22 protein-coding genes, 1 tRNA gene, 1 other RNA gene and 2 pseudogenes are annotated in these 26,977 nt (G+C 64.9%); 20 read left to right on the forward strand and 6 right to left on the reverse strand.

All coding sequences use genetic code 11. The features are described 5' to 3' along the window. The first annotated feature begins 78 nt into the window (after positions 1-78). From OHB26_RS19320 to ssrA, 9 genes and pseudogenes are all read left to right on the forward strand, one after another. On the forward strand, positions 79-942 hold the full coding sequence (locus OHB26_RS19320) for a mechanosensitive ion channel family protein (RefSeq protein WP_330178678.1): 864 nt from the start codon (positions 79-81) through the stop codon (positions 940-942). Between the two features lie 211 nt (positions 943-1,153). Then, on the forward strand, positions 1,154-1,843 hold the full coding sequence (ftsE, locus tag OHB26_RS19325) for a cell division ATP-binding protein FtsE (protein ID WP_330178679.1): 690 nt from the start codon (positions 1,154-1,156) through the stop codon (positions 1,841-1,843). After that, a complete protein-coding gene (ftsX, locus tag OHB26_RS19330; protein ID WP_330178680.1) occupies positions 1,843-2,748 on the forward strand; it encodes a permease-like cell division protein FtsX in 906 nt (301 codons plus the stop codon). Before ftsE ends, ftsX begins: the two co-directional genes overlap by 1 nt. Before the next feature lie 165 nt (positions 2,749-2,913). After that, a pseudogene (gene recQ, locus OHB26_RS19335) lies at positions 2,914-4,734 on the forward strand (DNA helicase RecQ); the annotation flags it as partial. 359 nt (positions 4,735-5,093) lie between these two features. Continuing rightward, positions 5,094-5,420: a hypothetical protein gene (locus OHB26_RS19340; protein WP_330178681.1), complete on the forward strand. Its 327-nt coding sequence runs from the start codon at positions 5,094-5,096 to the stop codon at positions 5,418-5,420. 100 nt (positions 5,421-5,520) lie between these two features. After that, positions 5,521-5,593, forward strand: a tRNA-Glu gene (locus OHB26_RS19345). 366 nt (positions 5,594-5,959) lie between these two features. Next, a complete protein-coding gene (locus OHB26_RS19350; RefSeq protein ID WP_330178682.1) occupies positions 5,960-6,637 on the forward strand; it encodes a slipin family protein in 678 nt (225 codons plus the stop codon). A 222-nt stretch (positions 6,638-6,859) separates the two neighbouring features. Beyond that, complete coding sequence (gene smpB, locus OHB26_RS19355) at positions 6,860-7,333, forward strand: SsrA-binding protein SmpB (protein ID WP_067566355.1); 474 nt, start codon at positions 6,860-6,862, stop codon at positions 7,331-7,333. Between the two features lie 129 nt (positions 7,334-7,462). Further along, positions 7,463-7,835, forward strand: a transfer-messenger RNA (tmRNA) gene (gene ssrA / locus OHB26_RS19360). A 33-nt stretch (positions 7,836-7,868) separates the two neighbouring features. Here the strand turns inward: ssrA and OHB26_RS19365 are convergent. Continuing rightward, positions 7,869-7,988, reverse strand: a pseudogene (locus tag OHB26_RS19365) (NADH:flavin oxidoreductase); the annotation flags it as partial. 413 nt (positions 7,989-8,401) lie between these two features. On the opposite strand from OHB26_RS19365, the gene OHB26_RS19370 reads away from it, so the two are divergent. From OHB26_RS19370 to OHB26_RS19400, 7 genes are all read left to right on the forward strand, one after another. Continuing rightward, on the forward strand, positions 8,402-9,691 hold the full coding sequence (locus OHB26_RS19370; protein ID WP_330178683.1) for a DUF1254 domain-containing protein: 1,290 nt from the start codon (positions 8,402-8,404) through the stop codon (positions 9,689-9,691). Between the two features lie 852 nt (positions 9,692-10,543). Beyond that, complete coding sequence (locus tag OHB26_RS19375) at positions 10,544-12,049, forward strand: ArnT family glycosyltransferase (RefSeq protein ID WP_330178684.1); 1,506 nt, start codon at positions 10,544-10,546, stop codon at positions 12,047-12,049. Positions 12,050-12,064: 15 nt separating this feature from the next. Further along, positions 12,065-14,317: an MMPL family transporter gene (locus OHB26_RS19380; protein ID WP_330178685.1), complete on the forward strand. Its 2,253-nt coding sequence runs from the start codon at positions 12,065-12,067 to the stop codon at positions 14,315-14,317. Positions 14,318-14,404: 87 nt separating this feature from the next. Beyond that, positions 14,405-15,655 (forward strand): glycosyltransferase 87 family protein, encoded by a 1,251-nt coding sequence (locus OHB26_RS19385; protein ID WP_330178686.1) that lies wholly within the window; start codon positions 14,405-14,407, stop codon positions 15,653-15,655. A gap of 192 nt (positions 15,656-15,847) precedes the next feature. Beyond that, complete coding sequence (locus OHB26_RS19390; protein ID WP_330178687.1) at positions 15,848-16,495, forward strand: hypothetical protein; 648 nt, start codon at positions 15,848-15,850, stop codon at positions 16,493-16,495. Then, positions 16,492-17,211: an alpha/beta fold hydrolase gene (locus OHB26_RS19395; RefSeq protein WP_330178688.1), complete on the forward strand. Its 720-nt coding sequence runs from the start codon at positions 16,492-16,494 to the stop codon at positions 17,209-17,211. The genes OHB26_RS19390 and OHB26_RS19395 overlap by 4 nt, the downstream gene beginning before the upstream one ends. Next, entirely contained in the window at positions 17,211-17,750 is a 540-nt protein-coding gene (locus tag OHB26_RS19400; RefSeq protein WP_330178689.1) for a DUF1353 domain-containing protein, read from the forward strand. The genes OHB26_RS19395 and OHB26_RS19400 overlap by 1 nt, the downstream gene beginning before the upstream one ends. Before the next feature lie 8 nt (positions 17,751-17,758). On the opposite strand, the gene OHB26_RS19405 is transcribed toward OHB26_RS19400, so the two are convergent. Beyond that, positions 17,759-18,160: a hypothetical protein gene (locus tag OHB26_RS19405; RefSeq protein WP_330178690.1), complete on the reverse strand. Its 402-nt coding sequence runs from the start codon at positions 18,158-18,160 to the stop codon at positions 17,759-17,761. Between the two features lie 613 nt (positions 18,161-18,773). Between OHB26_RS19405 and OHB26_RS19410 the strand changes: the two genes are divergently transcribed. Then, positions 18,774-18,899 carry a hypothetical protein gene (locus tag OHB26_RS19410; RefSeq protein ID WP_330178691.1) on the forward strand — a complete coding sequence of 42 codons (126 nt, stop codon included), beginning with the start codon at positions 18,774-18,776 and terminating at the stop codon, positions 18,897-18,899. Between the two features lie 3 nt (positions 18,900-18,902). Here OHB26_RS19410 and OHB26_RS19415 read toward each other — a convergent pair whose 3' ends face one another. From OHB26_RS19415 to OHB26_RS19425, 3 genes are all read right to left on the reverse strand, one after another. After that, on the reverse strand, positions 18,903-19,592 hold the full coding sequence (locus OHB26_RS19415) for a DUF899 domain-containing protein (RefSeq protein WP_330178692.1): 690 nt from the start codon (positions 19,590-19,592) through the stop codon (positions 18,903-18,905). 73 nt (positions 19,593-19,665) lie between these two features. Beyond that, complete coding sequence (locus OHB26_RS19420) at positions 19,666-20,619, reverse strand: undecaprenyl-diphosphate phosphatase (protein WP_330178693.1); 954 nt, start codon at positions 20,617-20,619, stop codon at positions 19,666-19,668. Between the two features lie 103 nt (positions 20,620-20,722). Continuing rightward, positions 20,723-21,838, reverse strand: coding sequence for a class I SAM-dependent methyltransferase (locus OHB26_RS19425; protein WP_330178694.1), 1,116 nt, complete (start codon positions 21,836-21,838; stop codon positions 20,723-20,725). 192 nt (positions 21,839-22,030) lie between these two features. Between OHB26_RS19425 and OHB26_RS19430 the strand changes: the two genes are divergently transcribed. Together OHB26_RS19430 and OHB26_RS19435 are read left to right on the forward strand one after the other, a co-directional pair. Beyond that, entirely contained in the window at positions 22,031-22,660 is a 630-nt protein-coding gene (locus OHB26_RS19430; protein ID WP_330178695.1) for a TetR/AcrR family transcriptional regulator, read from the forward strand. Next, positions 22,657-24,261, forward strand: a complete 1,605-nt coding sequence (locus OHB26_RS19435) for an MDR family MFS transporter (protein WP_330178696.1) — start codon at positions 22,657-22,659, stop codon at positions 24,259-24,261. Before OHB26_RS19430 ends, OHB26_RS19435 begins: the two co-directional genes overlap by 4 nt. A gap of 81 nt (positions 24,262-24,342) precedes the next feature. Here the strand turns inward: OHB26_RS19435 and OHB26_RS19440 are convergent, their stop codons facing one another. Further along, positions 24,343-24,555: a DUF5302 domain-containing protein gene (locus OHB26_RS19440; RefSeq protein ID WP_330178697.1), complete on the reverse strand. Its 213-nt coding sequence runs from the start codon at positions 24,553-24,555 to the stop codon at positions 24,343-24,345. 141 nt (positions 24,556-24,696) lie between these two features. Between OHB26_RS19440 and OHB26_RS19445 the strand changes: the two genes are divergently transcribed. Continuing rightward, positions 24,697-26,916: an MMPL family transporter gene (locus OHB26_RS19445; protein ID WP_330178698.1), complete on the forward strand. Its 2,220-nt coding sequence runs from the start codon at positions 24,697-24,699 to the stop codon at positions 26,914-26,916. Positions 26,917-26,977 lie beyond the last annotated feature (61 nt).

A 26,977-nucleotide genomic window follows, 5' to 3' on the forward strand; every position in this document is an offset into this window, starting at 1 on the left:
GGAGCGAAGCGGAGGAGTGGAGGAGGGAAGATCCGGGGTTACGAGGGTCGCGAACCGCCGGAGCGAAGCGGAGGCAAAATGAGCACCAGTTCGACTCTCGCCGCCGGTACCGGTGCCGACTTCGGAAACTGGTTCAGGTCCAGCGGACTCGAGATCGTGCTGCTCATCGTCGGCGCGATGTTGTTCTCGCGCGCAGCGACTTTCGTACGTGATCGGATCACTCGGAACATCGACGCCTCGTTCCGCAGCAGCGATTCGCTGGTGCGGACCGAGGCCGCCAAACACCGACATGCGTTGGCACAGGTCATAACCTGGGTCGTACTGTCCATCGTGTATTTCCTGGTGGCGCTGGAAGTCTTGCAGCGCTTGGGCTTTCAGCTCACCGGGCTGGTGGCTCCGGCCGCGGTACTCGGTGCGGCGATAGGTTTCGGCGCACAGCGCATCGTGCAGGATCTGCTGGCCGGATTCTTCCTGATCACCGAAAGACAGTACGGCTTCGGCGATGTGGTGCGCATCGCGATCCTCGGATCGGCAGTCGACGCCGAGGGTACGGTCGAGGACGTCACGTTGCGCGTCACCACACTGCGCAGCGTCGACGGCGAAGTGATCACCATTCCGAATGGTCAAATCGTGAAAGTGACCAATCTGTCGAAGGATTGGGCGCGGGCCGCCATCGACGTCCCCGTTCCCGCCACCGCCGATATCAACAAGATCAATGAGATTCTGCACGAGGTGGGCGCGAAGGCGTTCGCCGACCGAAAATTGAAATCACTACTGCTCGACGAACCATCTGTCATGGGTGTCGAAGATCTCACCGTCGACCAGATGAATATCAAGATGGTGGCCCGGACATTGCCGGGCAAACAGTTCGACGTCGGGCGTGAGCTGCGGGTGCGAGTGGCCGCGGCGCTACGCCGGGAGGGTCTGAGTGAAACCACGTAAGTCCACGGCGATCCTGATGACGGTCTGGGTCGCCACGTTCGTGCTGTACCTGTTCGTCAAACCCGACACACCCACCAAGCCGCAACGCCCTGTCCTGGTGAACTCGGTCCTCAGCAACCATCTCTCTGGCCCAAGTGAGCCACCAGCCCGCTAACGGCGTGTCTGCGCGGCGTGGCCGGGTAACGGTCACGTCTCGCTAGACTGGATTCCCGTGATAAGCCTGCGGAAGGTCACCAAGTCCTACAAGACCTCGACGCGACCCGCGCTGGACAATGTCTCTGTCGACATCGAAAAAGGCGAGTTCGTCTTCGTGATCGGACCATCCGGGTCCGGCAAGTCGACCTTCATGCGACTGCTGCTCAAGGATGAGAAACCCACCACCGGCGAGGTGTGGGTCGCGGATTTCCGGGTCGATAAGCTACCGGCCCGCAAAGTCCCCAAACTGCGCCAGCGCATCGGCTGTGTATTCCAGGATTTCCGGCTGCTGCAACAGAAATCGGTCGAGCAGAATGTCGCCTTCGCGCTGGAGGTGATAGGCAAATCGCGCACCTTCATCCACCGCGCGGTGCCCGAGGCGCTCGATATGGTCGGACTCTCCGGCAAGGCCGATCGACTGCCCAGTGAGCTGTCCGGCGGTGAACAGCAGCGGGTGGCCCTGGCCCGTGCCTTCGTGAACCGGCCGCTGGTACTGCTCGCCGACGAGCCCACCGGCAACCTGGACCCCGAGACGAGCGCCGACATCATGACCCTGCTGGAACGGATCAACCGCACCGGCACCACGGTCGTGATGGCGACCCACGACAACACCATCGTCGATGCCATGCGCCGACGCGTGGTCGAACTCGATCGCGGCCGCCTGGTCCGCGATGAGGAGATGGGCGTCTACGGGGTGGGCCGGTAATGCGACTCGGATTCCTTTTCGGTGAGGTTTTCACCGGCCTGCGCCGCAATGTCACCATGACCATCGCCATGATCCTGACCACCGCGGTCTCGCTGACCATGCTCGGCGGCGGCCTGCTGGCGGTGCGCATGGCGGACAAGATTCAGGACTACTACGTCCAAAGGGTCGAGATCCGACTGTATTTGGATGACGACGTTTCGCGGACGGATCTGGACTGCACGCAGGAACCGTGCAAAACGCTCATGTCCGATCTGAAGAAGCATCGGGATGTGGCGAGCGTGCAGTTCGTCAACAGCGCGGATGCGGTGAAGGAGGTCAAGGAGACCACCTTCAAGGATCAGCCCGGGCTCGCCGACGAGGTCAGCAAGGACGGACTGCCCGCCTCGTTCCGGGTGAAGTTGAGTGATGTGACCAAATACCGGTCCATCTACGACGATTTCGCCAAACGGCCCGGCGTGATGACGGTGCTCAATGACATGGACATCGTCGACCGGCTGGTGAGTTTCTTTGTCGGACTCCGCAATGCGGCATTCGGACTGGCGGCGCTGCAGGCGCTGGCGGCACTGCTGTTGATCGCCAATATGGTTCAGGTCGCGGCCCTGGCGCGCAAGACCGAGGTCGGCATCATGCGACTGGTCGGTGCGACGCGCTGGTACACCCAGCTGCCATTCCTGTTGGAGGCGGTGCTGGCGGCGGCGGTCGGATCGGCGCTGGCGATCGGCGGCCTGTTCATCGCGCAACCGCTGGTGATCAATCGGGCGCTGGGCAGTCTCTTCAACGATCAGGTGCTGCCGCGCATCACCGGCGACGATATCGCCACGGTGGCCTTGATCGTGACGCCGATCGGTATCGGATTCGCCGCGCTCGCGGCCTACGGCGCACTGCGGTATTACGTGCGTGAGTGAAATCGCTCACCCCCGTCCGGTTTTCGCATAACTCGCGAACCGGGCGGGAGGGGGTGCGAAGTTGCGTGTGGTGTGCGGAAGGCGGAACGGGTGTCGGATACGGTCCGTAGGATTGCCCGCGTGAGCGCACCGGAGGTCGAGACCGTCACCGACAACGCATCCACCGTGGACGCGGGAAGCGCTGCGGCGCACCAGGTTCTGCGAAAGACGTTCGGCTACGACAGTTTCCGCGGACCGCAGCGCGCGATTGTCGAGCAGGTCATCTCCGGTGGTGACGCACTGGTGCTCATGCCGACCGGTGGCGGCAAATCGCTCTGCTATCAGATTCCCGCGCTGGTGCGGCCCGGGGTGGGCGTGGTGGTGTCACCGCTCATCGCACTCATGCAGGATCAGGTCGACGCGCTGAACGCGGTCGGGGTGCGCGCCGGATTCCTCAACTCCACCCAGTTCCCTGACGAGCGTCGGGCAGTCGAGGCGGCCTTCGTGGCGGGGGAGTTGGATCTGCTCTACCTCGCGCCGGAGCGATTGCGGTTGGAGTCCACCGCACAGCTGCTCGATCGCGGGAAGATCGCGCTCTTCGCCATCGACGAGGCGCACTGTGTCTCACAGTGGGGTCATGATTTCCGGCCGGATTATCTGGCGCTGTCCATGCTGCATCAGCGCTGGCCGGATGTGCCGCGCATCGCGCTGACGGCCACGGCTACCGCCGCCACGCGTAAGGAGATCGCCGAACGGCTCGATCTCACCGCGGCCGAACACTTCGTGGCCAGCTTCGATCGGCCCAATATCCAGTATCGGATCGAGGGCAAGAATCGGCCCGAGCAGCAACTGCTGGCGTTCATCCAGGGTGAGCACGCCGGGGACGCGGGCATTGTGTACTGCCTGTCGCGGAATTCGGTCGAGAAGACCGCCGCCTTCCTCAATGCCAATGGTGTTGCGGCCGTGCCGTATCACGCGGGGCTGGACAATCGGATTCGCGCGACGAATCAGGCCCGGTTCCTGCGGGAGGACGGCCTGGTCGTGGTCGCCACCATCGCCTTCGGTATGGGCATCGACAAACCCGATGTGCGGTTCGTCGCGCATCTGGATCTGCCGAAATCGGTGGAGGGCTACTACCAGGAGACCGGCCGCGCCGGGCGTGACGGCCAGGCCTCCACCGCATGGATGGTCTACGGCCTGAGTGATGTTGTGCAGCAACGCAAAATGATCGACTCTTCCGACGGCGACGCCATGCACCGTCGTCAGCTGCAACTGCATCTGGACGCCATGCTCGCGCTCTGCGAGACGGTCGAATGCCGCCGCACCCAACTGCTCGCCTACTTCGGCCAGCCGGGCGAGGCGTGTGGCAACTGCGACACCTGCATCAATGCCCCCGAATCCTGGGACGGCACCGTGCCCGCGCAGAAGGTGCTCTCCACCATCCTGCGGCTCAAACGCGAACGCGGGCAGAGCTTCGGCGCGGGCCATATCGTCGACATCCTGATCGGCAAGCGCAATCCCAAGGTGGAGCAGCACGCCCATCACGAACTCAAGGTCTTCGGCATCGGCACCGAACTCCGCGATATCGAGTGGCGCGGGGTGATCCGCCAGCTCCTGGCCCAAGGTCTGATCGCCGTACACGGCGACTACGGCGTCCTCACCCTCACCGACTCCTCGAACGAGGTGCTCTTCGACGGCCGCCAGGTCAAACTCCGCCGTGAGAAAGAGCGCGTCAAGGCCGCCCGAACCACCAAGCCCGCCAAGGCATCCCGCCTCGCCCCGGACCTCGCCCCCGGCGACTCCGACCTCTTCGAGCGGCTGCGCGCCTGGCGCGCCGCCACCGCCAAGGAGACCGGCGTCCCCGCCTATGTGGTCTTCCACGACGCCACCCTGCGCGAAATAGCCGCCCGCAAACCGGCCTCCCTCGCCGACCTCGGCACCATCTCGGGCATCGGTGAGAACAAGCGCGCCAAATACGGCGAAGGCGTCCTCGAGGTAATCGCGGGCGCGCCTTCCGGGACCCAAACCGCCTCGGCACCGGCGACTTCGGTTGCCGGAGCGGTGGTCAGCAGCGCCGATTCCGCATCGGCCTCCGCGGGCAGCGGCACCGCACCTTCCGCACCCGGCTCCGTGAGTCGATTCCCCTCGGCAGGCTCACCCCCGCAAAAGCCCGCTCGCCCCGCCGCGAGCCAGTCCCGCACCGGCGCACGACCCGCAGCTGCCCCCGCGCGCGAATCCGAGCCTCCCGCACCCCGGTCATCGCCCCGTCCCGCTCCCGCCCCGTCCTACGACGACGTCCCCTGGCCCGACGATATGCCCCCCGACTTCGATGAACTCCCACCCGACTTCGGCTAGTGAGATCGCCCGTGACACTTGACGAGTTGTTCGATCGGGAGCCCTGGCAGTGGGGATTGCGCGGTGATCCCCGGCTGTGGCAGGAACTGCGCACGCGGTTCAAGAACCGTCCGATACCCAACGAATTCGAGTGGCCACGCATACTCGAGTCGGAGATACTCGACCTGCTCGACATGACATCGGACGAACTGTCCCGCGCCGGTGTGCACGACATCGTCGGGGTTGAGCGCTACTTCACGGGGAGCGGGCTCAGCGATGGGTCCGTCTCGCCGCACTGGTGGCGCTATACCGGGATTCCGATCCTGATCGACCGGGCTCAGGCGTGGAGAGAAAGTTGAGAGCAAGGCCGCTGTCAGCGGATTTGGTGGCTGGGCGCGGGCACGATAAGCTTTCGGAGCTGCCGCGGTTCGACCTTGGTCGGAGCGCAGCGAGCATCCTGGTCCCGTCGTCTAGCGGCCTAGGACGCCGCCCTCTCAAGGCGGTAGCGCGGGTTCAAATCCCGTCGGGACTACTTCGAAAGGCCCCCTGCCCTTGTGGCCGGGGGCCTTTCGCATATCCGGGTGCGGAACGGTGGCTGCAATAAATCGTTGGCCTGGAACGGGTGGGGCTCGCTACCTTTGATCTCGGCCGCGAGTCAGGGGCGCACCGGAATCTCCGGACCGCGTTCCCCGTATCGGTTGCGGTCAACTTTCTGGTGACGCGGGTCTTCGACCCGCCGAGGTTCGACTCCTTATGTGATGCGCCCTGTCCGGTCGTTCGCGACAGCGCGGCTCTGCGAGCTCTCCGCCTGCGGGCGGGGGAACTCCCGCCGCGTCGTCGTGGCCGGGCAGGGCGTATCCGGTCGTACCTGATTGCCCTGTGCGGCAAGGAGATTGACATGACGAAGAAGAAGCTTTTCACGAATGCCTATGCCACCGTGATGGATTGGCAGCGCACCCTGCTGTTCCGCGACGGCACCCTGGAGCGAGTCCTGGAGCCGGGCCGGCACAAGTACGACGCCGACCGCTGCACGCTGGTTTCGGTCGAGATGCGCCCGCGCATGCTGCAGCTCCCCGGTCAGGAGCTGCTGACCCGCGACGGACTCTCGGTCCGGGTGAGCCTGGTCGCAGACTGGGTGGTCACCGATCCGGTGGCGTTCACCACCGGCGCGCAGTCCGCCGAGTCCGTCCTCTACGCCGCGATGCAGGAGGTGGCGCGCGATCTGCTTGCCGCGCACACTCTCGACGAACTGATCGCCGACCGTGCCCTGCTGACCATCGGTACCGAACAAATCGCGGGCAAGGTGGAGCGTCTCGGAATCCGGGTGAACAGCGTGCGCGCCAAGGACCTGATGCTCCCGGGTGAGCTGCGCAAGGCCGCCCTCGAGACGATCCTCGCGCGTGAGCGTGGTCGCGCCGAGCTCGAACGCGCCCGCGCCGAGGCGGCCGCCCTGCGTTCACTGGCCAATACCGCCAAGCTGCTCGAGGACAACCCGGTCCTGCTGCGGCTGCGGACCCTGCAGGTCGCCGCCGCACCCGGCACCAAGGTCGTCCTGGACGCGACCCCGGGAGCATGACCGGACGCGCGCCCGAACCCGCTGCTGAAGAGCCTCGCGCCCGGTGTGAACGAACCGCCCCGGGCGCGACGCGCCAACTCGCGGAATATTCGACAGCCCGGGGCAATTACTCTGGGTCGCACAAGTGCACAAGGCGGATTCGACCGGGGCCCTGACGGGAGCCCGGGACACAGTTCGGTACGGAACCCGTTCCGCATCGAACGACGCGACGATAGAGGGAGCATGAAGGAGAAGGGGCGCAAGGTAATCGCCAGCAACCGCAAGGCGCGGCACAACTACGCGATTATCGACACCTACGAGGCGGGTATCGCACTCGTCGGCACCGAGGTGAAGAGCCTGCGCGAGGGCAAGGCATCGCTGGTCGACGCCTACGCCACCATCGATGACGGTGAGGTCTGGCTGCGCGGGCTGCACGTGCCCGAGTTCTCGCACGGCACCTGGACCAATCACGCGCCACGGCGCACACGCAAGCTGCTGCTGCACCGCCGGGAGATCGACAAGCTGGTCGGCAAGACCAAGGAGTCCAGCCTGACGCTGGTCCCGCTGTCCATGTACTTCTCGGACGGCAAGGTCAAGGTCGAGCTGGCGCTGGCCCGCGGTAAGCAGGACTACGACAAGCGCCAGGACCTGGCCAAACGTGATGCCGAGCGGGAGGTCACCCGCGAGATCGGCCGCCGCATCAAGGGGATGCGCTGACGCGGGGTTCGCGTTCGGCGAACACCGTGCGTGACGCGCGGATAATGGGATGATCCGCTGTTTGGGCGGTGTTAGTATGAATCGCCCGGTGTGAGCCGGGTGAGTTCACTCGAATCGGTGAACACAGACGGGGCTGAACGGTTTCGACTGCGTACGTTGATTCAGGGGAAGCGTGTCAGTGCAGGCAGGAGACCACTGTATAAGCGTCGCTGCAACCCTATAAGCGCCGATTCCAATCAGCGCGACTACGCTCTCGCTGCCTAAGCAGTAGAGCGTGTCTGTCAGCCCGGGTTCGCCCTCGACCCGGTCACTGGCATCAGCTAGAGGGCTTACCGTACTGCTCGGTCGCGGAGCAGTCACGGAACATCAAACAGCGACTGGGATCGTCATCCCGGCTTGTTCGCGAGACCGGGAGATCCAAGTAGAGGCATAGCGAACTGCACACGGAGAAGCCCTGAAAATGCGGCGGAGGACCCGGGTTCGATTCCCGGCAGCTCCACTGAACAGCGAACCCGCAGGTCATCGGCCTGCGGGTTCGCTGCGTTCGGGTACATGCGACCGGTCCCGCATGGCCGATCCGCGCGCAGGTCGTCGGGCCCTCGGCGTGCACCGCATCGGTCAACTACCGCAGTCCCGCAACGGATTCCGGGCGCATTCGATCACCCTGTTGCGCAGGGTGATCGGCCCAGCCTGGCCGGTGCGAGATGGGTCGCCGGTGATCGACCATGGCCGCAGCCACTCGGTGGTGTCGTAGCTCCAACGCACCTCGTCGCTGATCTTCTGGAGGCGACCGTCGACGATCAGGGGATATTCCTGAAGCTTGCGACGCGGGGGTCGAGTGTTCCGATGTGGCGGGTGCGGAGGTCTAGCCTCGAAACCGCCGCAGCTACTTAATGGCAAATCTGGTTGGTTCGATCGTGGCGAGCCTCATGAGGAGGGCCTGTGAGTTCGAGATCGTATCGAGGCAAGATTCTCACTGTTGTGGTCGGCGCAGCGGTACTCGCGTTGGGCATGACCGCGTGTTCGACAAGTTCGTCGTCGGGTTCAGGGGTGAACGAGGAGGCGGCGATGAAGGCCTACGCGTATTCCTATCCGCTGGTGTCGGTGGAGGTCACGCGCCGGCAGTCGACGAACGTGCCGCGCCCGGCGGCGAGCGGGGAAGCGCCGATGAATCAGTTCGGGAATCTGGCGTTCCTGCCGGACGCTTCGTTCACCAACGTGGTGCGCGCGAATGTCGACACCCTGTATTCGTCGATGTTCTACGACGTGTCCAAAGAGCCACTGGTGATCAGCGTTCCGGACATGGGCGACCGCTACCACCTGTTCCCGATCATGGACATGTGGACCAACGTGCAAGCCTCACCGGGCACTCGAACCCTCGGCGCGGGGCACGCCTACCAGTTCGCCATCACCGGCCCGAACTGGCACGGTGCGCTTCCCGAGGGCGTGCACGAGTACAAGATGCCGACCGATGGCGGCTGGATGATCGGCCGTATCCAGGTCAACGGGCCCGAGGATCTTCCCGCGGTCATCGCGATCCAACAGCGGTTGACCGCCGCGCCGTTGAGCGCCTCCGGCGCCGCGTATACGCCGCCGGAGAACACCGATCTGCATCCGGACTGGCCGGTCGGGCAGGAGGTCGCGAAGTACATTCACGATCTGAGTCCACAGCAGTACTGGGACCTGTACTACTCGAGCCTGTCGCACAACCAGCCCCGGCCCGAGGACAAGGACCTGCTCGACCAGCTGGCCAAGGCCGGGTGGACGCCGGACAAGAAACTCGACCTGGCGACGCTGTCGGATTCCGACCGCAAGACCTGGGAGGACGCCTGGCCCAAAGCACTGTCGAAGATCGAGGTCGATCTCGGCGGCACACCGGCCAACGGCTGGAATATCGCCCGCACCGGCATGGGCACCTACGGCACCGACTACGACCAGCGCGCACTGGTCGCCTACAGCGGGCTGGGAGCGAATCTGCCCGAGGACGCGATCTACCCGGCCACCCGCATCGATGCCACCGGCGCGAATCTGACCTCCGACCGGAACTACGTGCTGCACTTCGCAGCCGACGAGATCCCGCCCGTGCGCGCGTTCTGGTCGCTGACCATGTACAACGACAAGGGCTTCTTCGTCGCCAACCCGATCAACCGTTACGCGGTACGCGGCGAGCAGATGCACAAGAATCCCGACGGCTCGCTGGATGTCTACATCCAGCGCGAAAACCCCGGCCCGGAAAGGGAATCCAACTGGCTGCCCGCCCCGGAATCGGGTGAGTTCAACCTGCTGATGCGACTGTACTGGCCTGACAGCAAGATCATCGACGGCACCTGGAACCCGCCCGGCGTCAAAACGGCCTGACCGCGCATGTGGTGACCCGCGCGCGCACGCTCGTCACCACGGCCCCCGTTCGGGAAACCGGATGGGGGCCATTTTCATGCGACTGTCCGATCTGCGGCGGTGTGCATGCCGGCCGGGCGTGTGGTATCGGTTTACCGGGCGGGGAAAGACCGTCGTACAACGGCAGTAATCGAAAACAGGGGTCAGTATGGAAATCCTCGGCGTCATCGCAACTCTCATCGGACAGGGAATCTCGATCGTGTCCACCGGGTCCGCTTACCTGAGCAGTCGGCGCTGACAGGTCCACTGAGGTGAGGGCCCGGTCCGCTTGGACCGGGCCTTCGTCGTTTCGAATCCGCTCAGTAGCCCACCACTATTTGTCATGCCAATAGTTTTGGGGGCATGGGACACGTCCTATGTGTATCGATGCCCGTCGAAGTCGAACCCATTACATCCATCCGTCGAACGGAGGGTGAATTGATACCGGCGAGTAACGGGTATTTATTTCATTTGTAACGCGGCTCACAAAAGTCATTCCGATAAATAACTGCAGAATTGGCATTGACATCATTCCGCTATTACCCGAGCAAGGCGGTGCATTTGCGGGTTCCGATGATACAAACTAACATTTCACAAAATTGAACGATCCGAGCACGACCGTGAGAGCCCGCGAGGGCCTGCGCTCATCAGTTCGCTGCCGGGGAGGAATCGGTTCATCAGCGAACAGATGCGGCGACACCGGCGGGTGCCGCCGATAACGTCTGTCGGAAAGTTTTGTGGGGGCAGTTCATGACAGCGGTCGCTCCGGTTCGTCTCGAACCGGAAATCATTTCCGATACTCAGCCGAAGTTCGCTTTCCGTGGTGTCGCTCTGATGGCTTTCATTTCGATGATCGCGCTGACGGCGAGTGCCGGGCGCTACGACTTCTTCGGCGACGAACTCTATTTCCTGTCCGCCGGACGGCGACTCGACTACACCTATGCCGACCAGGGTGTGGTGGTGGCCCTGTTCGCCCACATCGCGGATGCGCTCGCACCGGGATCGGTGACGGCGGTGCGGTTCCCGGCCGTCGTCATGGGCGTGGGCGCCATCGTGGTGGCCGCGCTCATCGCCTATGAACTCCGCGCCAGCCGCCGCGTTCAACTGCTCGCGGCGGGCACCTATGCCACGTCCTACTTGCTGGTGACCCAGTGCGCGCTCAGCACCTTCTCCTTCGACGCCACCTTCACAGCCGTGATCACCTGGCTGTTCATCCGCTGGGTTCGTACGCGGCAGGACCGGTTGATCATCGCGGCGGGGCTGGTCGCCGCCCTCGATATGCAGGTCAAGTGGATGATTCCACTGGTCTGGGCCTGCCTCGGCATCGCCGTCATCCTGTGTGGTCCCCGGGAGATCCTGCGTCGCCCCGCACTGTGGATCGCCACCGGCATCCTTGCCTTGTCCCTGGTCCCGATCCTGTACTGGCAGTCGCAGCACAATTGGCCGCAGCTGGCCATGGGCACGATCATCGGCGCGGAGCAGGACGCCACGGGTTACGGCCCGCCCGGATTCTTCCCGCAGTGGCTCGGATTGGCCGGGTTCCTGGGCACGCTCCTGATCATGGTCGGGTTCTACGCGGTGATTCGGCAGGAGGCGCTGCGTCCGTATCGCTTCATCGCGGTCGCGCTGCTGTTGATGACCGCGTTCGTCGTTATCACGCACGGCCGGCCCTATTACCCGACGGGCTTCTTCCCTGCGATGTTCGCCTTCGGAGCGGTCGGTCTGTGGCGGTACCCCCGGAAGCGGTGGATGAACCTGGCGATCCTTCCGGTCGTGGTGCTCACCGTGGTGACGTTCGTCGGCACGCTCACCCTGCTGCCCCTGCCGTCCACCTGGCGCAGCCAGACCCAGGACGCCATCGACCTCGGCATTCGGTCGGCGTTCTGGGGAACCACCAATTGGTCGGCCTTGGTCGAGGCCGTCGACACCGGCTACAACACGCTGACGCCCGAGGAGAAGACGCACGCCGTCATCATCACCCAGGGTTACTGGCAGGCGGGCGCTGTCGAGGAGTTCGGCGGGAAGTACAACCTGCCCGCCACCTACAGTCCGAGCCGAGGCTTCGGATTCTTCGGTGCGCCACCGGATTCGGCGACCACGGCCATCTTCGTCGGATTGGATACCGCCGAGCTCGACTTGCGCGCCCGTTTCGACGAGGTGGAGCGGATAGTGCGGGTCGACGATCCCATGGGTATTCCGGGCATCGATCGCATGGTCGCGGTCTGGAAGGTTCGGGGGCCGAAGCAGCCCTGGTCGGTCCTCTGGGATTCGATGACCACGCTGTACTTCGATCTCGGGCTCTGGCGCGATCCCCGGTTCACCACTCGACCTACCCACTGACCAAGAGGCCGCATATTGTTCGCGCGCTGGGGCAACCTCGCGTATCGGCTACGGTTCGCCGTACTCGGTGCCGTCATAGGCGGATTGCTGACGCTGGGCGCGTACGGCTTCGGGCTGGGGGAGCATCTCAGCTCCGGCGGGCTGGACGATCCCAATTCGGAGTCCGCGCATGCCGCGCGACTGCTCGGCGGGGCGTTCCCGCAGGGCCATGATGTCGATGTGGTGGTGCTCTACACCGCGCCGCAGGGCAAGACCGTCGATGATCCCGACTTCGGTCGCACGATCGTCCAGCATCTCGACAATCTGCCGCAGCGGTTCCCGGGGCAGATTCTGGGGATCAACGGCGCGTACTGGCCCACCGAAACCGGTCGGGCCAGTGGATCGCAGTTCGCGACGCCGGACAAGAAGTATGCCGTCGCGTCGATCGCCATCCGCGGTGACGGTGACAACGCCATGCTCGGCAACTACCACGCGGTCAAGGACGCTTTCGAGATTCCCGGTGTGGTCGCCGAGGTCGGTGGTCTCGAGCCGGTGGCGGTCACGCTGAACGACACCATGGCCGATGACATCCGGCGCATGGAGTTGCTCGCCTTCCCGGTGGTGGCGGTGCTGCTGTTCCTCATCTTCGGTGGTGTGGTCAGTGCCGCGTTGCCGTTGATCGTGGGCGGGCTGACGATGGTCGGCGCGAACGGGATCATCCGGCTGGTGACCAACTACACCGAGGTCAATTCGTTTGTCGCGCCGGTCGTTTCGATGATCGGCCTGGGCCTGGCCATCGACTACGGATTGTTCATCGTGAGCCGGTTCCGGGAGGAGTTGGCCGAGGGCTATGACACCCCGGCGGCGGTGCGGCGCACGGTGATGACCGCCGGGCGCACGGTGGTGTTCTCCGCGACGATGATCATCGCGAGTGCCGGTGGCATGCTGCTGTTTCCGCAGGGCTTCCTGAAATCGATTGCCTACGGCGCTATTTCGGCGGTGTCGCTGGCGGCGTTGACCGCGATCACGGTGCTGCCCGCCATGCTGGCCGTGCTCGGCCCGCGGGTGGATATGTTGGGTATCAAGCGGTTACGCAAGACCAAGACCGCGCAGGAGGTCGAGAACGGCTGCTGGGGCCGGAGCACGCGCTGGGTGATGCGGCATCCGCTGCAGATCGGTGGTTCGCTGACCATCGTGCTGTTGCTGGTGATCCTGCCCGTGCACAATTTGGCGTTCGGTGGGTTCAGTGAGCGATATCTGCCGCCGGACAACAAGACTCGGCTCGCGCAGCAGCATATCGATACGGTGTTTCCGGGGCGCAGGTCCGATCCGATCGAACTGGTCTTCGTCGCCACCGACAGCACCGAGGTCGGTCCGGTCTGGAGTCTGGCGAACAATGCCCCGGGACTGTCCGGGAAGTTCGATGTGCCGCAACGATCCGCCACCGTGCCGAGTATCTATCGGACGCACGCACTGCTGATCGACTCCGATTACGCCGACACCACCATCGACTATCTGCGGTCGATGCGGACCCCCGACGGGGTGAGCGTGTACGTCGGCGGGGTGCCGGCCGTGCAGAAGGACAGTCTCGACGCGCTGCTCGGCCGCATGCCGTTGATGATCGGATTGGTGCTGCTCGTCACCACGCTGCTGATGTTCCTGACCTTCGGCTCGCTGGTGCTGCCGCTCAAGGCGGCGATCATGAGCGCGCTCGGGCTCGGCTCGACGCTGGGCATTCTGACGTGGATCTTCATCGACGGTCACGGCGCCGATTCGATGAACTTCACCCCGCAGCCGATTCAGGCGAATGTGCTGGTGTTGATCATCGCCCTCATCTACGGCCTCTCCACCGACTACGAGGTCTTCCTGCTCTCCCGGATGGTCGAGGCGCGCGCGAAGGGCGCCTCGACCTCCGAGGCGGTTCGGATCGGCACCGCCCATACCGGTCGGATCATCACCGCGGCCGCACTGATCCTGCTCGTCGTCACCGGAGCGTTCGCCTTCTCCGATCTGGTCCTGATGCAGTACATCGCGTACGGCATGATCGCGGCGCTGCTCATCGACGCCACGGTGATCCGCATGCTTCTGGTACCGGCGACCATGAAACTGCTCGGTGACGACTGTTGGTGGGCGCCCGCCTGGATGCGGAAGATCCAGCGGAGGATCGGCCTGGGCGAAGTCATTCTCGACGATGAACGGCCCGGCGGCACCGCTATGGTCGACCTTGTCGAGACCACTCCCATCGTCGACCCGGTGACCACCCGGATCCCGATACTCAGCGATTCATAACCGCATTCGAGGCTTTCGGGCTGATGCGGTGGTCATTTCACGGCTCCGTTGTGACCGGCGGGCCGGATGTCGGTATCGTCGCCGCCGATGAGTAGTTCGACCGCAGTTGATGAACCTAAGTCGCTGGACCGCCGTTTCGGGCGGGTGATGTGGCTGGTTCCGGCGTTGCTCGCGGGCTTCACCACACTGTGTTTGACGCGACCGCTCTGGCCGTTCACGCGGATAACCGGCGGGTTCATCGATCTACAGGTGTATCGGATCGGGATCAATACGCTGCGGCACGGTGGCGATCTGTACGGGCAGCTGCCGCAGACGACCATCGGGATCGGGCTGCCGTTCATCTATCCGCCGTTCGCGGCGTTGATTCTGTCGCCGTTCGCGCTGCTGCCGTGGGATGCGGCGGCGTTCGGGTTCTTCGTGACATCGGTGGCCGCGTTGGCGCTGTCGCTGTATCTGGTGGCGCGGCGGGTGTGGGCGGGCGAGGAGCGCGTTCGGCTGGCGCTGTTCGCTGCCGCGTGCGCTACGCCGTTGGCGTTGCTGTTGGAGCCGGTGCGGTCGACGCTGGATTTCGGGCAGGTCAATCTGCTGCTGATGGCGCTGGTGGTGGCGGACTGTCTGACGGAGAAGCCGAAGTGGAAGCGGGGGATGCTGGTCGGTATCGCCGCCGCGGTGAAGCTGACCCCGGCCGCGTTCGTGGTCTACTTCCTGATTCGCCGTGATTATCGGGCCGCGGCGACCGCGGCGATCACCACCGCGGCGGCGACGTTGATCGCGTTTCCGGTGTTCCCCAAATCGTCGATGGAGTACTGGTTCGGTGGGCTCGGCAATGTGTCGGGGTTGAGCGGTTCGGCCTTCCATACCAATCAGTCGATCCAGGCGGTGCTGGCTCGGTACGAGATCCACAAGCCGTTGTTCACGGTGCTGTGGTTGGTGCTCGGCGCTCTCGTGCTGGCCTTGGTGGTTGCCGCCATGCGACAGGCCATGGACTTCCCGCCGCTGGCATTGGCGATCAACACCGTTTTCACGCTGCTGGTGTCGCCGATCTCGTGGTCGCATCACTGGGTCTGGATCGCTCCGGCGCTGCTCGCCATGGTCGGGTACGCGATGCGACTGCCGTGGCGTAGTGCGGTCGGCTGGTATGTGGTCACCGCGATCACGGCGGCGATCTTCGTGTACGGGCCGCCGAATTGGGTTCCCGGGGGCGATGGTCGCGAGATGTCCTGGACGCCTTGGGAACAGGTTACGGGCAACTCCTATGTCTGGTTGAGCGTGCTGCTGGTGGTGCTGTACCTGATCACCGGGCGGCACCGCGCGACCCCGGTGCCGGTCGCCGGCTGACGCCCCTATGAGCCGGTGATCCTGTCCGGTCCGGACCGGATTCGCGCCGGACCGGAAAGCCGGAAAACCTTCGTGGCCTGCGTCTTTCCGTGATTTCCGGATAAATCCAGGCGCGGAGTGGGGCTTCGGATTTCTACCTTCGAATCGACGGCGATACTCCTCGCCGATCGATATCCACCGGGGGAGAAACCGATGACCGACACCCTGTTCGCTGATGTGTCCGCTTTTCAAGCGCCCGTCGACGACGACTATCCGTACGAGGTGCTGTCCTTTCGCAGCAATGACGGGACCTATCGCGACAACCGGTTCGCGCAGAACTATCAATGGGCGTGCGCCGCAGCCGATTCCGGGCGGCTGGCGTTCTTCATCGTCTACTTCTACTGGCGTCCGAACTGGTCGGAAACCGTGCTGACGTGCATCGATATGGTCACCGCGGCGGGTGGTCCGCATCCGCGGATGGTGGTGATGATCGATGTCGAGCAGGGTGGCAATCCGGCGGGTGATCAGTCCGAAGGTGTCAATCGCGCCTACTGGGCGGTCTCCGACTGGCTGGGGGATCCGCGCCGCGTCATCGGTTACGCCAACGCGGGTGATCTCGCGACCATGTGGTGCACTCGACCCGAGGGATTGCGTTTGGTCGGTGCGGGCTACGGCCGGGATCCGCGGTTGCCGGGTCAGGTCGCGCATCAGTACACCGACGGACAGGGTTGGGGCGGAGGGCTTCCCGAGGGCTGCGCGCCGTTCGGCTCCTGCGATATGAACAGTGCCGACGGTCTGTCCGCCGATGAGTTCGCCGCCGCCTGCGGCATCGTCACCGCGCGCACCGGAGCCCGGTCATGATCGACGTGCTCATGCTGCCCGGCACCTTCTGCCCGCATGGCAGCGACAACATCAGCGAGGAGTTCCTGCGCGATCTCGATCCCGCGCGGTTCAGCACCCGGATCGTGGACTATCCCGCCGAATATGGCAGCCCCGGAACCTATTACGACAGTCGGGTGGCCGGGCGAGAGGCCCTGCTCAACGCGATCGGCGAGAGTCCGAACGATGTTGTCATCGGCGGATATTCGCAGGGTGCGCAGATCGCGGGTGATGTCGCGGCCGAGGTCTCGTCCGGGCAGCATCCGGAGTTGCGGGTCCGCGGCGCGGCCTTGATCGCCGACCCGTCCCGTCCACGCGGCCGGTGCGTCGGCGGTGATCCGGGCGGCTGGGGCATCGCGGGTGAACGCGATACCGGCATGCCCACCTGGTGGGCCGCCGCCACGGGTGATCCGATCACGGCTCTCCCCGCCGGAAATCCCTTGCGCACCTTGGCTGATATGACCGAGTTCTACTCCCTGAGTTCATCCGAGGCCGCTGCCCGCTGGGCCCGGCACATGCTCGACACCGCGCTGGCCCGCAATCTGCAACCGTGGTGGAACCTCGATCACTGGCAGGACTGGGGCGGCGCGGTGGCGTGGATGAAGGGCTATCTCACCGACGGTCGCCACACCACCGCCTATCTGGCGGAAGGCCACTGCAAAGCGCTCGCCGATGCTTTGAACGAGGAGATCGCCTGATGCCATTTCTCGGTGAATACGCTGTGGTCGTGGAGGAGGTGGATGCGGTCAGGTGGCGAATGCAGGTCCCGCTCACCTACCGCGCCGCCGCCGACATCTTCATCGTGCCGGTCGGTTTCGTCACTGATTTCGCCTCTGTGCCAAGACCTTTGATCTGGCTGATCCCGCGTTATGGCACATACACCCGCGCGGCGATCCTGCACGATTATCTGTGCGAGCACCGGCCCGTCGGTCGTTCCGACGCCGATGGCATCTTCCGCCGGGTACTGCGCGAGTGTGGAGTCTCGAGAATCCAACGGTGGATGATGTGGGCGGCGGTGCGGTTCGGCGGTCGTATGGCCGGTGCCAACGCACGCGAATGGCTGCAATTCCTACTGGTGGCGTTGCCGACCGTGCTGTTCCTCGCGCTGCCCTTCCTGATCGACAGCCTTTACCTGCTGTTGTTCCGGCTCTGCGCGGACGATTGCGAAACCGCCACCGTCATTCCACTGAAGACGGCGGCGGAGTCGACGGTCGTGCCGGTGGAGGCACAGGCGTAGCGGCGTGCTCAGGCCGGAACGTCGTCTGTGCCTTCGAGTATCGCGAGGCGGATGGCGCCGAGCACGAGTGCGCGGTGCGGTAGGTGCAGTTCGCCCGGAACGGGTTCGCAGGCCCAGCGCCAGCCGAGGGTGTCATCGGAGCGGGGGAGCATGACACGGGTGCCGGGTTGCGGGAGGGTGACGCCGTGGCATTCGAGGCGGCGCTGAAGTGGTTGGGGGACAGCGTGATACGGCATGGGGCGGGCGGTCAGGAAGGTCCAGTTGCGATTGCGGGGGTCGACGACGGCGGGGGTGGGCTGGGGGAGATAGGACAGGCGGGTGCGGACGTGTTCGCTCAGGGGGCGGGGTACGACGATGGCCTCCAGGTCGTGCCCGGTGGTCAGGTACAGCCGGTCGGCGAACAGTTCCACGGGTAGTCCGTATCGCGCCCGCAGCAGGTGGGCGGATTCGTATGGGGAACAACATGATTCGAACATCGGGGACCTCCGGGCGACGGTGCGGAAATCATTGTGCGCCTTGACCTTCGACGCTGTGGTGACGAGCTGATGGCATTCCGATGACCGCCGGTAAATCTCTCCTTCCCGCCCCGTCCCGAGACCTGTGAGAGGATTCGCCGCCGAGCCGCGCCCCGTTACGCGGATATCGCATCGGCGGCGTGGCGAAGTTCGATCGCGTGTCGGGCCGATCAGAGTGCGGCGGTGGGACCCTCGCGTCGGCGTACCTGATCACAGGCGTGCTGGCGTCCCGTTTTCGGGGGCATCACCCAGGGCGATCTCCGGGCTGTACCCGGAGGTGTTCCGGTGTGGGTGAAGTTAGCGTGAGGGGATGAATTCGATTCTGCGACAGCGGGTTGCCGTGATGTTGGGTGTGGTGAGGGTGGTTGTCGCCGGGGTGTGAGCGGGGTGGGGTTTCTGTTGTTCGCACCCGGGCAGGGGTGGGGATACTCGAATACGGCCGCTCAGCTGTGGCGGGAGTTATTGGAGTCATGAGGGTGGCGACGGTGGCTACATCACCCTCAACGGCGTGACCGGCGACGGCACACGCAGTGCCGTGGTCTCCATGTCCGAGGCCCGCGGTGACACTCCGGAACACATTCAGGAGCAGGAGAATTCGGGCAGCACCCTGATCGATCACGCCCTCTGCCTGTGAGGGTTACGCCCCCGGTTCGCCGTATGCGGCCGCGATCTCCTTGGAGCCGCTCCAGCGGCTGTAGGTGGGGGATTTCGGCCAGCCGTCGGGGGAGTCCTGCCACTCCTCCTGACGGCCGTAGGGCAGCAGATCGATGAGCGCGAAGGAGTGGCTGAGCTGTTCGGTGCCACGGCCGTTGGTGTGCCAGGTGCGGTAGACGGTGTCACCGTCACGCAGGAAGACATTGACGCCGAATCCGCCCCCGGGCGGGGTGCCGACATCGGCGCCGAAGGGACTGTTCGCGGTGGAGTACCAGTCCATCTTGTTCCCGACGCGGCGTTTACAGGCCAGCGCCTCGTCGATCGGCCCCTGGGTGACTATGACGAATCGGGCGTCATAGTTGTTCAGGAACTCCAATCGGGTGAATTGCGAGGTGAATCCGGTGCAGCCGCCGCACTGCCACTCCTCGCCCTCGAACCACATGTGGTTGTAGACGATGAGCTGCGGTTTGCCGTCGAAGAGATCGACCAGGCGGACCGGTCCGTCCGCGCCTTCGAGGGTGTAGTCGGGCATTTCGACCATCGGCAGCCGACGGCGTTGTGCGGCGATGGCATCGAGTTCGCGGGTCGCGGCCTTTTCGCGAACGCGCAGCGCGTCGAGTTCACGCTGCCAGGTTTCGGTGTCGACGACCGGTGGCAGTGCTGGATTGCTCATTGGATCCTCCCTGAACGTGCTCACGGATTGCGTGCTGTAGGTGTAGACCCCGCGAACCGCGCGAACTCATCGGTCAGCTGAAGCGCAGTATCGACAGCGCTCCGGCGACCAGGCAGTAGAGCGCGAAGACCAGCAGTGTCCGGGTTTGGAAGTGCCGCTCCAGATATCGCACGGCCAGCCAGGACGACACCCCGGAGACCAGCGCCCCGAGCAGAATCGGCCCGATATCTCCGGAGCCGGGACCTGGTAGGTCGTGCAGGTCGAGCAGGCCGGCGCCGAGAATGGCCGGGGTGGCGAGCAGGAAGGCGAATTTGGCGGCGTGCTCATGTTCGAGCCCGCGCCACAGACCACCGACCATCGCGAGTCCGGCCCGGCTGAATCCGGTCAGCAGGGCTCCGGCCTGCACCAATCCGATACCGAGCGCATCGGTCGGGGTGAGGGCGGCGAGCGGCCGATCCGCTTGCAGCCGTGGCAATTCGGCGGTGGTGAAGGCGGCGCGCCGGGTCTCCCAGCGGGCGAAACGGCGGCCGTACTCCACCAGGGTCGGTTCATTGCGCCGGCGCAGCACCTCGCCCAGCACCAGGATGACGCCGTTCAGGGTGAGGAAGACCGCCGCGGCCAGTGGGGCCGAGAAAAGTTCGTGCAGTGGATGTTGCAGCAGTGGCCCGAGCACGCCGACCGGAATGCTGCCGAGCACGATGAGCCATGCCATCCGCTGCGGCACGGTCTCCACGCGCCGGGTGCGCAGCGATACGGCGAAACCCGTTGTGATGGCGTACCAGTCGCGCCGATAGTGGGCCAGCAGTGCGAACGCGGTCGCCACATGTAATGCCACTACGAAGGCCAAATATGGTGTGCCTGCGGATGATTCACCGCCCTGTGGTAGTTCCCGCCAGGCTCCGCCGAGCCACGCGGCGACCAGTACGGAGTGTCCGAGGCTGGAGATGGGAAACAGTTCGGTGACTCCCTGCACCGCGCCGATGACTGTCGCTTCGAAGTAGGTGAGCATCGCGAAGGAGTTTCGCATGGGGCGAGTGTGAATCAAGAATCAGATCGGCGCGGAGTTCCTCCGAATATGCTGTGAATCAATAGCTTTCGCCTGATTCGTACGAGATGTCCGATCTTGAACGCTATCGAACCGTCAGTCTCCACAGTGAGGTGACCTCCGCCGAACGGGCGGTGTGCAGCGGATCCTCGCTCGCGGTGGCCCGCCGATGCCGCGGCGCGGTGTCGAGTCTGTCCACCACCCGCAACTCCGCCGCCTCGATCAGTGCGAGAAGATCGGCGCGCGTACGCAATTCGAGCAATTCGGCGAGGTCGGAGACGATCAACCACCCTTCGCCGCCCGGCTCGAGATGTTCGGGCAGGGCCTCGAGGAACTCGCGCAGCATGGCGCTGTCCGGGTCGTAGACCCCGCGCTCCAGATCGGAGGTCGGACGCGCGGGCAGCCACGGCGGATTGCATACGATCAGATCGGCCCGGCCCGGCGGATACAGTGCGGGCCCCACCACCTCGATTCGATCGGACAGCTCCAGATCGTGAATGTTCGCGCGGGCGCAGCTGAGCGCCCGGGGACTGGCATCGGTCGCCACGATCCGCTCGACACCGCGCCGGGCGAGCACCGCGGCCAGTACCCCGGTCCCGGTGCCCAGATCGAAGGCGGTCCGAATCCGCCGGGGGAGTGGTGCTTTCGCGACCAGATCGATGTATTCGCCACGGACCGGCGAGAACACCCCGTAGTGCGGATGAATTCGCGCGTCCAGGCTGGGGATCGGCACACCTCGCTCCCGCCACTGCCGTGCGCCGAGAACGCCGAGCAGTTCGGTCAGTGCCACCACGGTGGTGCCCTCCGACGGGCCGTACGCCTCCTGGCAAGCCTGTCGAATATCCGGTGCTCGGCGCAGATCGAGGGAGTAGTCATCCTCGAGAACGACCAGCACGCGCCCCAGTACCCGCGCGCGATGACTGCGAATCCCGCGTTGCTGCCGGAACAATCCGGCCGGATCGGCAATGGGCGCGGGGGTTTTGCGATCCAGTCGACGTTCGAGCGCGGTCAGCAGTTGCCGGGCATTGTGATAGTCGCCGCGCCACAGCAGGGCGGTGCCCTCGCAGCAGTGCCGATAGGCGGTATCGGCCTTCATGCGATCATCGGCCACCAGGACGCGCGCGGGCGCGGGCGCGCCGTTCTCCGAGTGCCGACGTGCGGTGATCTCGATCTGGTTCTCGGCCCAGGAAATGGTCGTCACAGAGCTCTCTCCTCGTCACGAAACGTACGGGGTGCGAGAGAGCGCTGGCTAGCGAATTTCGCTGATGAACGGTGCCGCCGGGGCGCCGATACCCATCCGTCGAACCTAGCACGGTTCCGATTCCGGGCCGGGGAGACCTTCGACACGTAATTGCAGTTTCTGAAAAATTGCAGATTCTGCTAAATTTGCGCCATGCCCGCAGCGCAGGAGGAAACCGCCCTCGGATGGCGGGAGGAGAAGAAGCGTCGTACCCGACTCGAACTCTGCATGGCCGCAAGACGATTGGCGGTCGAGCAGGGTATCGACGCGATGAATGTCGATGATGTGGCCAGGGCGGTAGGGGTTTCGCCGCGCACCTTCTTCAACTACTACGAGACCAAGATGGACGCCGTGGTCGGTCCGGTCGGGGAGATCGGTACGCCCGAATCTCGGCAGGAGTTCATTGCCGGTGGTCCCAGTGGCGTGCTGATCGATGACCTGACCGCGCTCTACGCCTCCCTGTACGAACCGGAAGATCAAGCGCGCGAGGGTATTTCGCTGGTCACCCAGCTCATCACCTCCGAGCCCCGGGTACTGGCGGGCTTCATCGCCGCGGGCGTACGGCATGAGACCGCACTGGCCGAACTGCTCTCCGCGCGCGTGGGCGAGCGGGTTGATCCCGAATTCGCCTCGCTCGCCGCGGGAGTCATGTCCGCCCTCACCACCCGGGCCGCCATGTGTCTGGCCACCGATCCGAATCGCTCCCTGGCCGCCGCATTGCGCGATCAATCACATTTGGCTGCAAGGCTTTTCGATAGATCCGACGATAGGAGAAAGAGATGACCGTGACGGCTGACGCGCCGCCGACCCCGATCGTCCTCACCCAGAAGCGCATCTGGCTCATCTTCTCCGCACTCATCGCGGGGATGTTCCTGGCCAGCCTGGATCAGACCATTGTCGGCACCGCAATGCCGACCATTGTCGGTGATCTCGGCGGTGTCTCCCAGATGGCTTGGACCGCAACGTCTTATCTGCTGGCCACCACCATCGTGATGCCCATCTACGGCAAGTTCGGTGATCTGTTCGGCCGCCGCTGGCTATTCCTGTTCGCGATCGCGGTCTTCACCGCGGCCTCCATCGGCGCGGCCTCGGCGACCGGTTTCTGGGAGTTCGTCACCTTCCGCGGCCTACAGGGCGTGGGCGGCGGCGGTCTGATGATTCTGGCGCAGGCCATCATCGCCGATGTGGTGCCCGCCAAGGATCGCGGTAAGTACATGGCCCCGATGGGCGCGATCTTCGGTATCACCTCGGTGGCCGGACCGCTGCTGGGCGGCTTCTTCGCCGATGGTCCGGGTTGGCGCTGGTGCTTCTGGCTGAATGTGCCGATCGGGCTCGCGGCGCTGGTCATCGCCTTCCGCTATCTGTCGATTCCGAGTCATCGGCCCAAGACCAAGCCGGATTATCTCGGTGTGGTGCTGATGTCCTCGGCGACCGCACTGCTGATTCTGATCACCGACTGGGGCGGCAAGCAGTACGCGTGGGGTTCGACGGTGATCATCTCGATGATCGTGGCGCTGGTGCTCGCGGTGGCGGCGTTCATCATGGTGGAGTCGCGGGCGCAGGAGCCGATGCTGCCGCTGTGGTTGTTCCGCAATCGCACCTTCGTGCTGACCTCGGCGATCGGTTTGATCGTCGGTCTGGTCATGTTCGCCGCGCTGGGCTTCCTGCCGACCTATCTGCAGATGGCCACGGGCGCCTCCGCCGCGGTCTCGGGTCTGCTGCTGATTCCGATGATGATCGGCATGATGGCGACCCTGATCACCTCGATGGGCGCGATCACCAAAACCGGTCGCTACCGCATGTATCCGCCGCTGGGCGCACTGGTCATCGTCGCCAGCATGCTCTGGCTGACCACGCTGAAAGCCGATACTCCGATGTGGGTGATCGGCGGCATGCTCTTCACCATCGGCGCGGGTCTGGGCCTGATCATGCAGATCATCGTGCTGGTGGTGCAGAACGCGGTGTCACCCGAGCAGATCGGCACGGCGACCAGCGCCAACAACTACTTCCGCGAGATGGGTGGCGCGATCGGTGTCGCGGTCTTCGGTTCGATCTTCACGCACCGGCTGACCGAGGGGCTCACCGATGCCTTCCGGACGCACGGCGCGGAGGCGATCGGTAGTGGTCTGGATCCGAGCAATCTGGTGCCGACGGTGGTGAAACACCTGCCCGCCGGGTTGCACGACGCGATTGTCGATGCCTACGTGCACGCCCTGGTTCCGGGATTCTGGTATCTGATTCCGGGCGCGATCCTGGCCTTCGTACTGGCGCTGTTCATTCCGCAGTTGACGCTCTCGGATGAGGCCGGAATGGTGGCGCGCGGTGAGGCGATTATGGAAGAGGATGTGCCGCAGCAGGATTCGAAATTGATCTCCGAACGCTGAGTCGAGCGCGCGGCCCCCGATCACTTCGGTGATCGGGGGCCGTCCGCGTTTTCCGGGATGGTCCCGGTTACCGCGTGCGGTCTACCCACCGGCGCGGCGACGGAAGGTCCGCTTACCGCCCGCCTGGGCGTGGGTGCCGTGGATCTTGGCATTGTTCTGAGCGGTTCCGCCATTGGAGGCGTGGCCGTTCTTGCGTTCGAGCGCTTCGCGGAACTTGCGTTTGGTCGCCTCGGTCGGCGACTCGTTGACATCGCCCTCGGGGTTCTCGCTCGGGGCTTGCTGTTCATCGGCCATGGGGTAAGCCTGCCATGACCGGACTCACACGGATGTCTGCGGATCGAGTAGGTGTGGGTCGGGCGTACTGCGGACGCAGTACGCGCAACGGCCTTCACCTGCACGATGCCGACTACAACGCCCGCGAACGAGCATGGGCGCATGGCGAAATTCCTGTACCGGGTGGGTCGGTTCGCGTTCGAGAAGCGGCGGCTCGTCGTAGTCCTCTGGCTGGGTATCATGGCCGCGCTGGTGGCCGGGGCGGCGAGTGCGCCCACCGCGCCACCGGATACCTTCTCGATTCCCGGAACCGAATCCCAGCAGGCGTTCGATCTGCTGGCCGAGCGGTTCCCGGGGACCAAATCCGATGGGGCGCAGGCTCGTATCGTCTTCGTCGCACCGGACGGTCAGCAGATCGGTTCGGATGCCAATAGGGCGGCGGTGGAGCGGATCGTCTCGGAGGTCGCGGGCGGCGCGCAGGTGAAGGGCGTGCTCGATCCGTTTCAGACCGGTGCGGTCAGCAAGAGCGGGACCACCGCCTACGCGACCGTGAATTACGGTGTGACCCCTAATGATCTGACCGATGCGACCAAGACCGCACTCAACGATGCGATCGAGCACGGTAAGGCATCGGGCGTCACGGTCGAGGTCGGCGGCTCCGCGCTGATGCCCGAGCCGGAGATGGGTGGCGCCACCGAGGCCATCGGTATCGCCATCGCCGCCGTGGTCCTGATGATCACTTTCGGCGCGTTCGCCGCCGCCGGATTGCCGCTGCTCACCGCGCTGATCGGTATCGGGGTGGGTATCGCCGCCATTGTGGCGATCGGAATGTCCACCACCACAACGACTCTCGCTATGATGCTGGGGCTCGCGGTGGGTATCGACTACGCGCTGTTCATCGTCTCGCGGTATCGCACCGAACGCGCGGAGGGGTACAGCGCCGAGGAGGCCGCGGGGCGCGCCGTCGGAACCGCCGGTTCCGCAGTGGTTTTCGCGGGTCTGACCGTCGTCATCGCGCTGGCCGGGCTGGCCGTGGTCGGAATTCCGGCGCTGACCAAGATGGGTCTGGCCGCCGCGGGCACCGTCGCCGTCGCGGTCACCATCGCGCTGACCCTGCTGCCCGCGCTGCTGGGCTTCTGCCAGCGCGCGGTCATGCCCAAGGCGTTCCGAAAGGCGCTGGCCGCGCGGGCCGATGGAACCACCGTGGCGGCCGCCGCGGGTCCGGATGAGAAGGACGAGATGGGCACCCGCTGGGCGCGGTTCGTGGTCCGTCGCCCGGTGGCGGTCCTGCTGATCGGCCTGGTCGGAATGGGTGCGCTCGCCCTGCCCATGACGAGTCTCGAGCTCGGTATGCCCGGTGATGAGTCGCAGCCGACCTCGACCACCCAGCGTCGCGCCTACGATGCCCTGGCCGCCGGTTTCGGCCCCGGCTTCAATGGTCCGCTGACCGTCGCGGTCGATGTGCAGGGTGTCGCGGATCCGAAGGGCGCGGTGCGGCAGGCGAGCCGAATCCTGTCCGGGACAAAGGGTGTGGTGTCGGTCTCGCCCGCCGTGTTCAATCAGGCCGGTGATGCCGCCATGCTGAACGTGGTGCCCGCGACCGGTCCCTCGACCACCGAGACCAAGGACCTGGTTCACCAATTGCGCGGTGAGGCAGCCGATCTGAAGTCGGCGACCGGTGCGACCATGCTGGTCACCGGTGCGACCGCGATGAATATCGATGTCTCGCAGAAGATGGCCGACGCCCTGCTGCCGTATCTCGCGGTGGTGGTCGGGCTGGCGATCCTGTTGCTGATGGTCGTCTTCCGCTCCATCGCGGTGCCGATCAAGGCGGCACTGGGCTTCCTGCTCTCGGTGGGCGCGGCCTTCGGTGTGATTGTCGCGGTGTTCCAGTGGGGTTGGCTGGCCGAGCTCATCGGCGTGCATCAAACCGGACCGGTCATGAGCATGATGCCGATCTTCCTGATCGGTGTGGTGTTCGGACTCGCCATGGACTATGAGGTCTTCCTGGTCACCCGGATGCGGGAGGCGTACGCGCACGGTGAGAGCGCCGGGGACGCGATTGTCACCGGCTTCCGGCACAGCGGCCGGGTGGTGGTGGCCGCGGCGGCGATCATGATCGCGGTCTTCTCCGGCTTCGTCGGCGGCGGTGAGCCGATGATCAAGATGATGGGTCTGGGTCTGGCCGCGGCCGTATTCTTCGATGCCTTCATCGTGCGTATGACGCTGGTCCCGGCGGTGCTCGCGCTGCTCGGTGACAAGGCGTGGTGGCTGCCGCGGTGGCTGGCCAAGGTGCTGCCGAATGTGGATGTGGAGGGTGAGAGCCTCGATCGCATCGAGCAGGTCGAGCCCGAGCGTGAGCTCGAATCCGCTCGTGTCTGAGTGAAGAGGTATCGGTGGGCCGTCCCGGGTGGGCGGCCTACCGGTCGGTTCGGGACCGGCC

The sequence above is a fragment of the Nocardia sp. NBC_01503 genome (assembly GCF_036327755.1).
In the GTDB taxonomy this organism is placed as follows: Bacteria; Actinomycetota; Actinomycetes; order Mycobacteriales; family Mycobacteriaceae; genus Nocardia.

What these genes read in the sequence shown, in the direction of transcription:
- OHB26_RS19320 (WP_330178678.1), top strand. Translation starts at nt 79, where the DNA reads ATGAGCACCAGTTCGACTCTCGCCGCCGGTACCGGTGCCGACTTCGGA.
- ftsX (WP_330178680.1), top strand. Translation starts at nt 1,843, where the DNA reads ATGCGACTCGGATTCCTTTTCGGTGAGGTTTTCACCGGCCTGCGCCGC.
- OHB26_RS19350 (WP_330178682.1), top strand. Translation starts at nt 5,960, where the DNA reads ATGACGAAGAAGAAGCTTTTCACGAATGCCTATGCCACCGTGATGGAT.
- smpB (WP_067566355.1), top strand. Translation starts at nt 6,860, where the DNA reads ATGAAGGAGAAGGGGCGCAAGGTAATCGCCAGCAACCGCAAGGCGCGG.
- OHB26_RS19370 (WP_330178683.1), top strand. Translation starts at nt 8,402, where the DNA reads ATGAAGGCCTACGCGTATTCCTATCCGCTGGTGTCGGTGGAGGTCACG.
- OHB26_RS19375 (WP_330178684.1), top strand. Translation starts at nt 10,544, where the DNA reads ATGGCTTTCATTTCGATGATCGCGCTGACGGCGAGTGCCGGGCGCTAC.
- OHB26_RS19385 (WP_330178686.1), top strand. Translation starts at nt 14,405, where the DNA reads ATGAGTAGTTCGACCGCAGTTGATGAACCTAAGTCGCTGGACCGCCGT.
- OHB26_RS19390 (WP_330178687.1), top strand. Translation starts at nt 15,848, where the DNA reads ATGACCGACACCCTGTTCGCTGATGTGTCCGCTTTTCAAGCGCCCGTC.
- OHB26_RS19395 (WP_330178688.1), top strand. Translation starts at nt 16,492, where the DNA reads ATGATCGACGTGCTCATGCTGCCCGGCACCTTCTGCCCGCATGGCAGC.
- OHB26_RS19400 (WP_330178689.1), top strand. Translation starts at nt 17,211, where the DNA reads ATGCCATTTCTCGGTGAATACGCTGTGGTCGTGGAGGAGGTGGATGCG.
- OHB26_RS19415 (WP_330178692.1), bottom strand. Translation starts at nt 19,592, where the DNA reads ATGAGCAATCCAGCACTGCCACCGGTCGTCGACACCGAAACCTGGCAG.
- OHB26_RS19420 (WP_330178693.1), bottom strand. Translation starts at nt 20,619, where the DNA reads ATGCGAAACTCCTTCGCGATGCTCACCTACTTCGAAGCGACAGTCATC.
- OHB26_RS19430 (WP_330178695.1), top strand. Translation starts at nt 22,031, where the DNA reads ATGCCCGCAGCGCAGGAGGAAACCGCCCTCGGATGGCGGGAGGAGAAG.
- OHB26_RS19435 (WP_330178696.1), top strand. Translation starts at nt 22,657, where the DNA reads ATGACCGTGACGGCTGACGCGCCGCCGACCCCGATCGTCCTCACCCAG.
- OHB26_RS19440 (WP_330178697.1), bottom strand. Translation starts at nt 24,555, where the DNA reads ATGGCCGATGAACAGCAAGCCCCGAGCGAGAACCCCGAGGGCGATGTC.
- OHB26_RS19445 (WP_330178698.1), top strand. Translation starts at nt 24,697, where the DNA reads ATGGCGAAATTCCTGTACCGGGTGGGTCGGTTCGCGTTCGAGAAGCGG.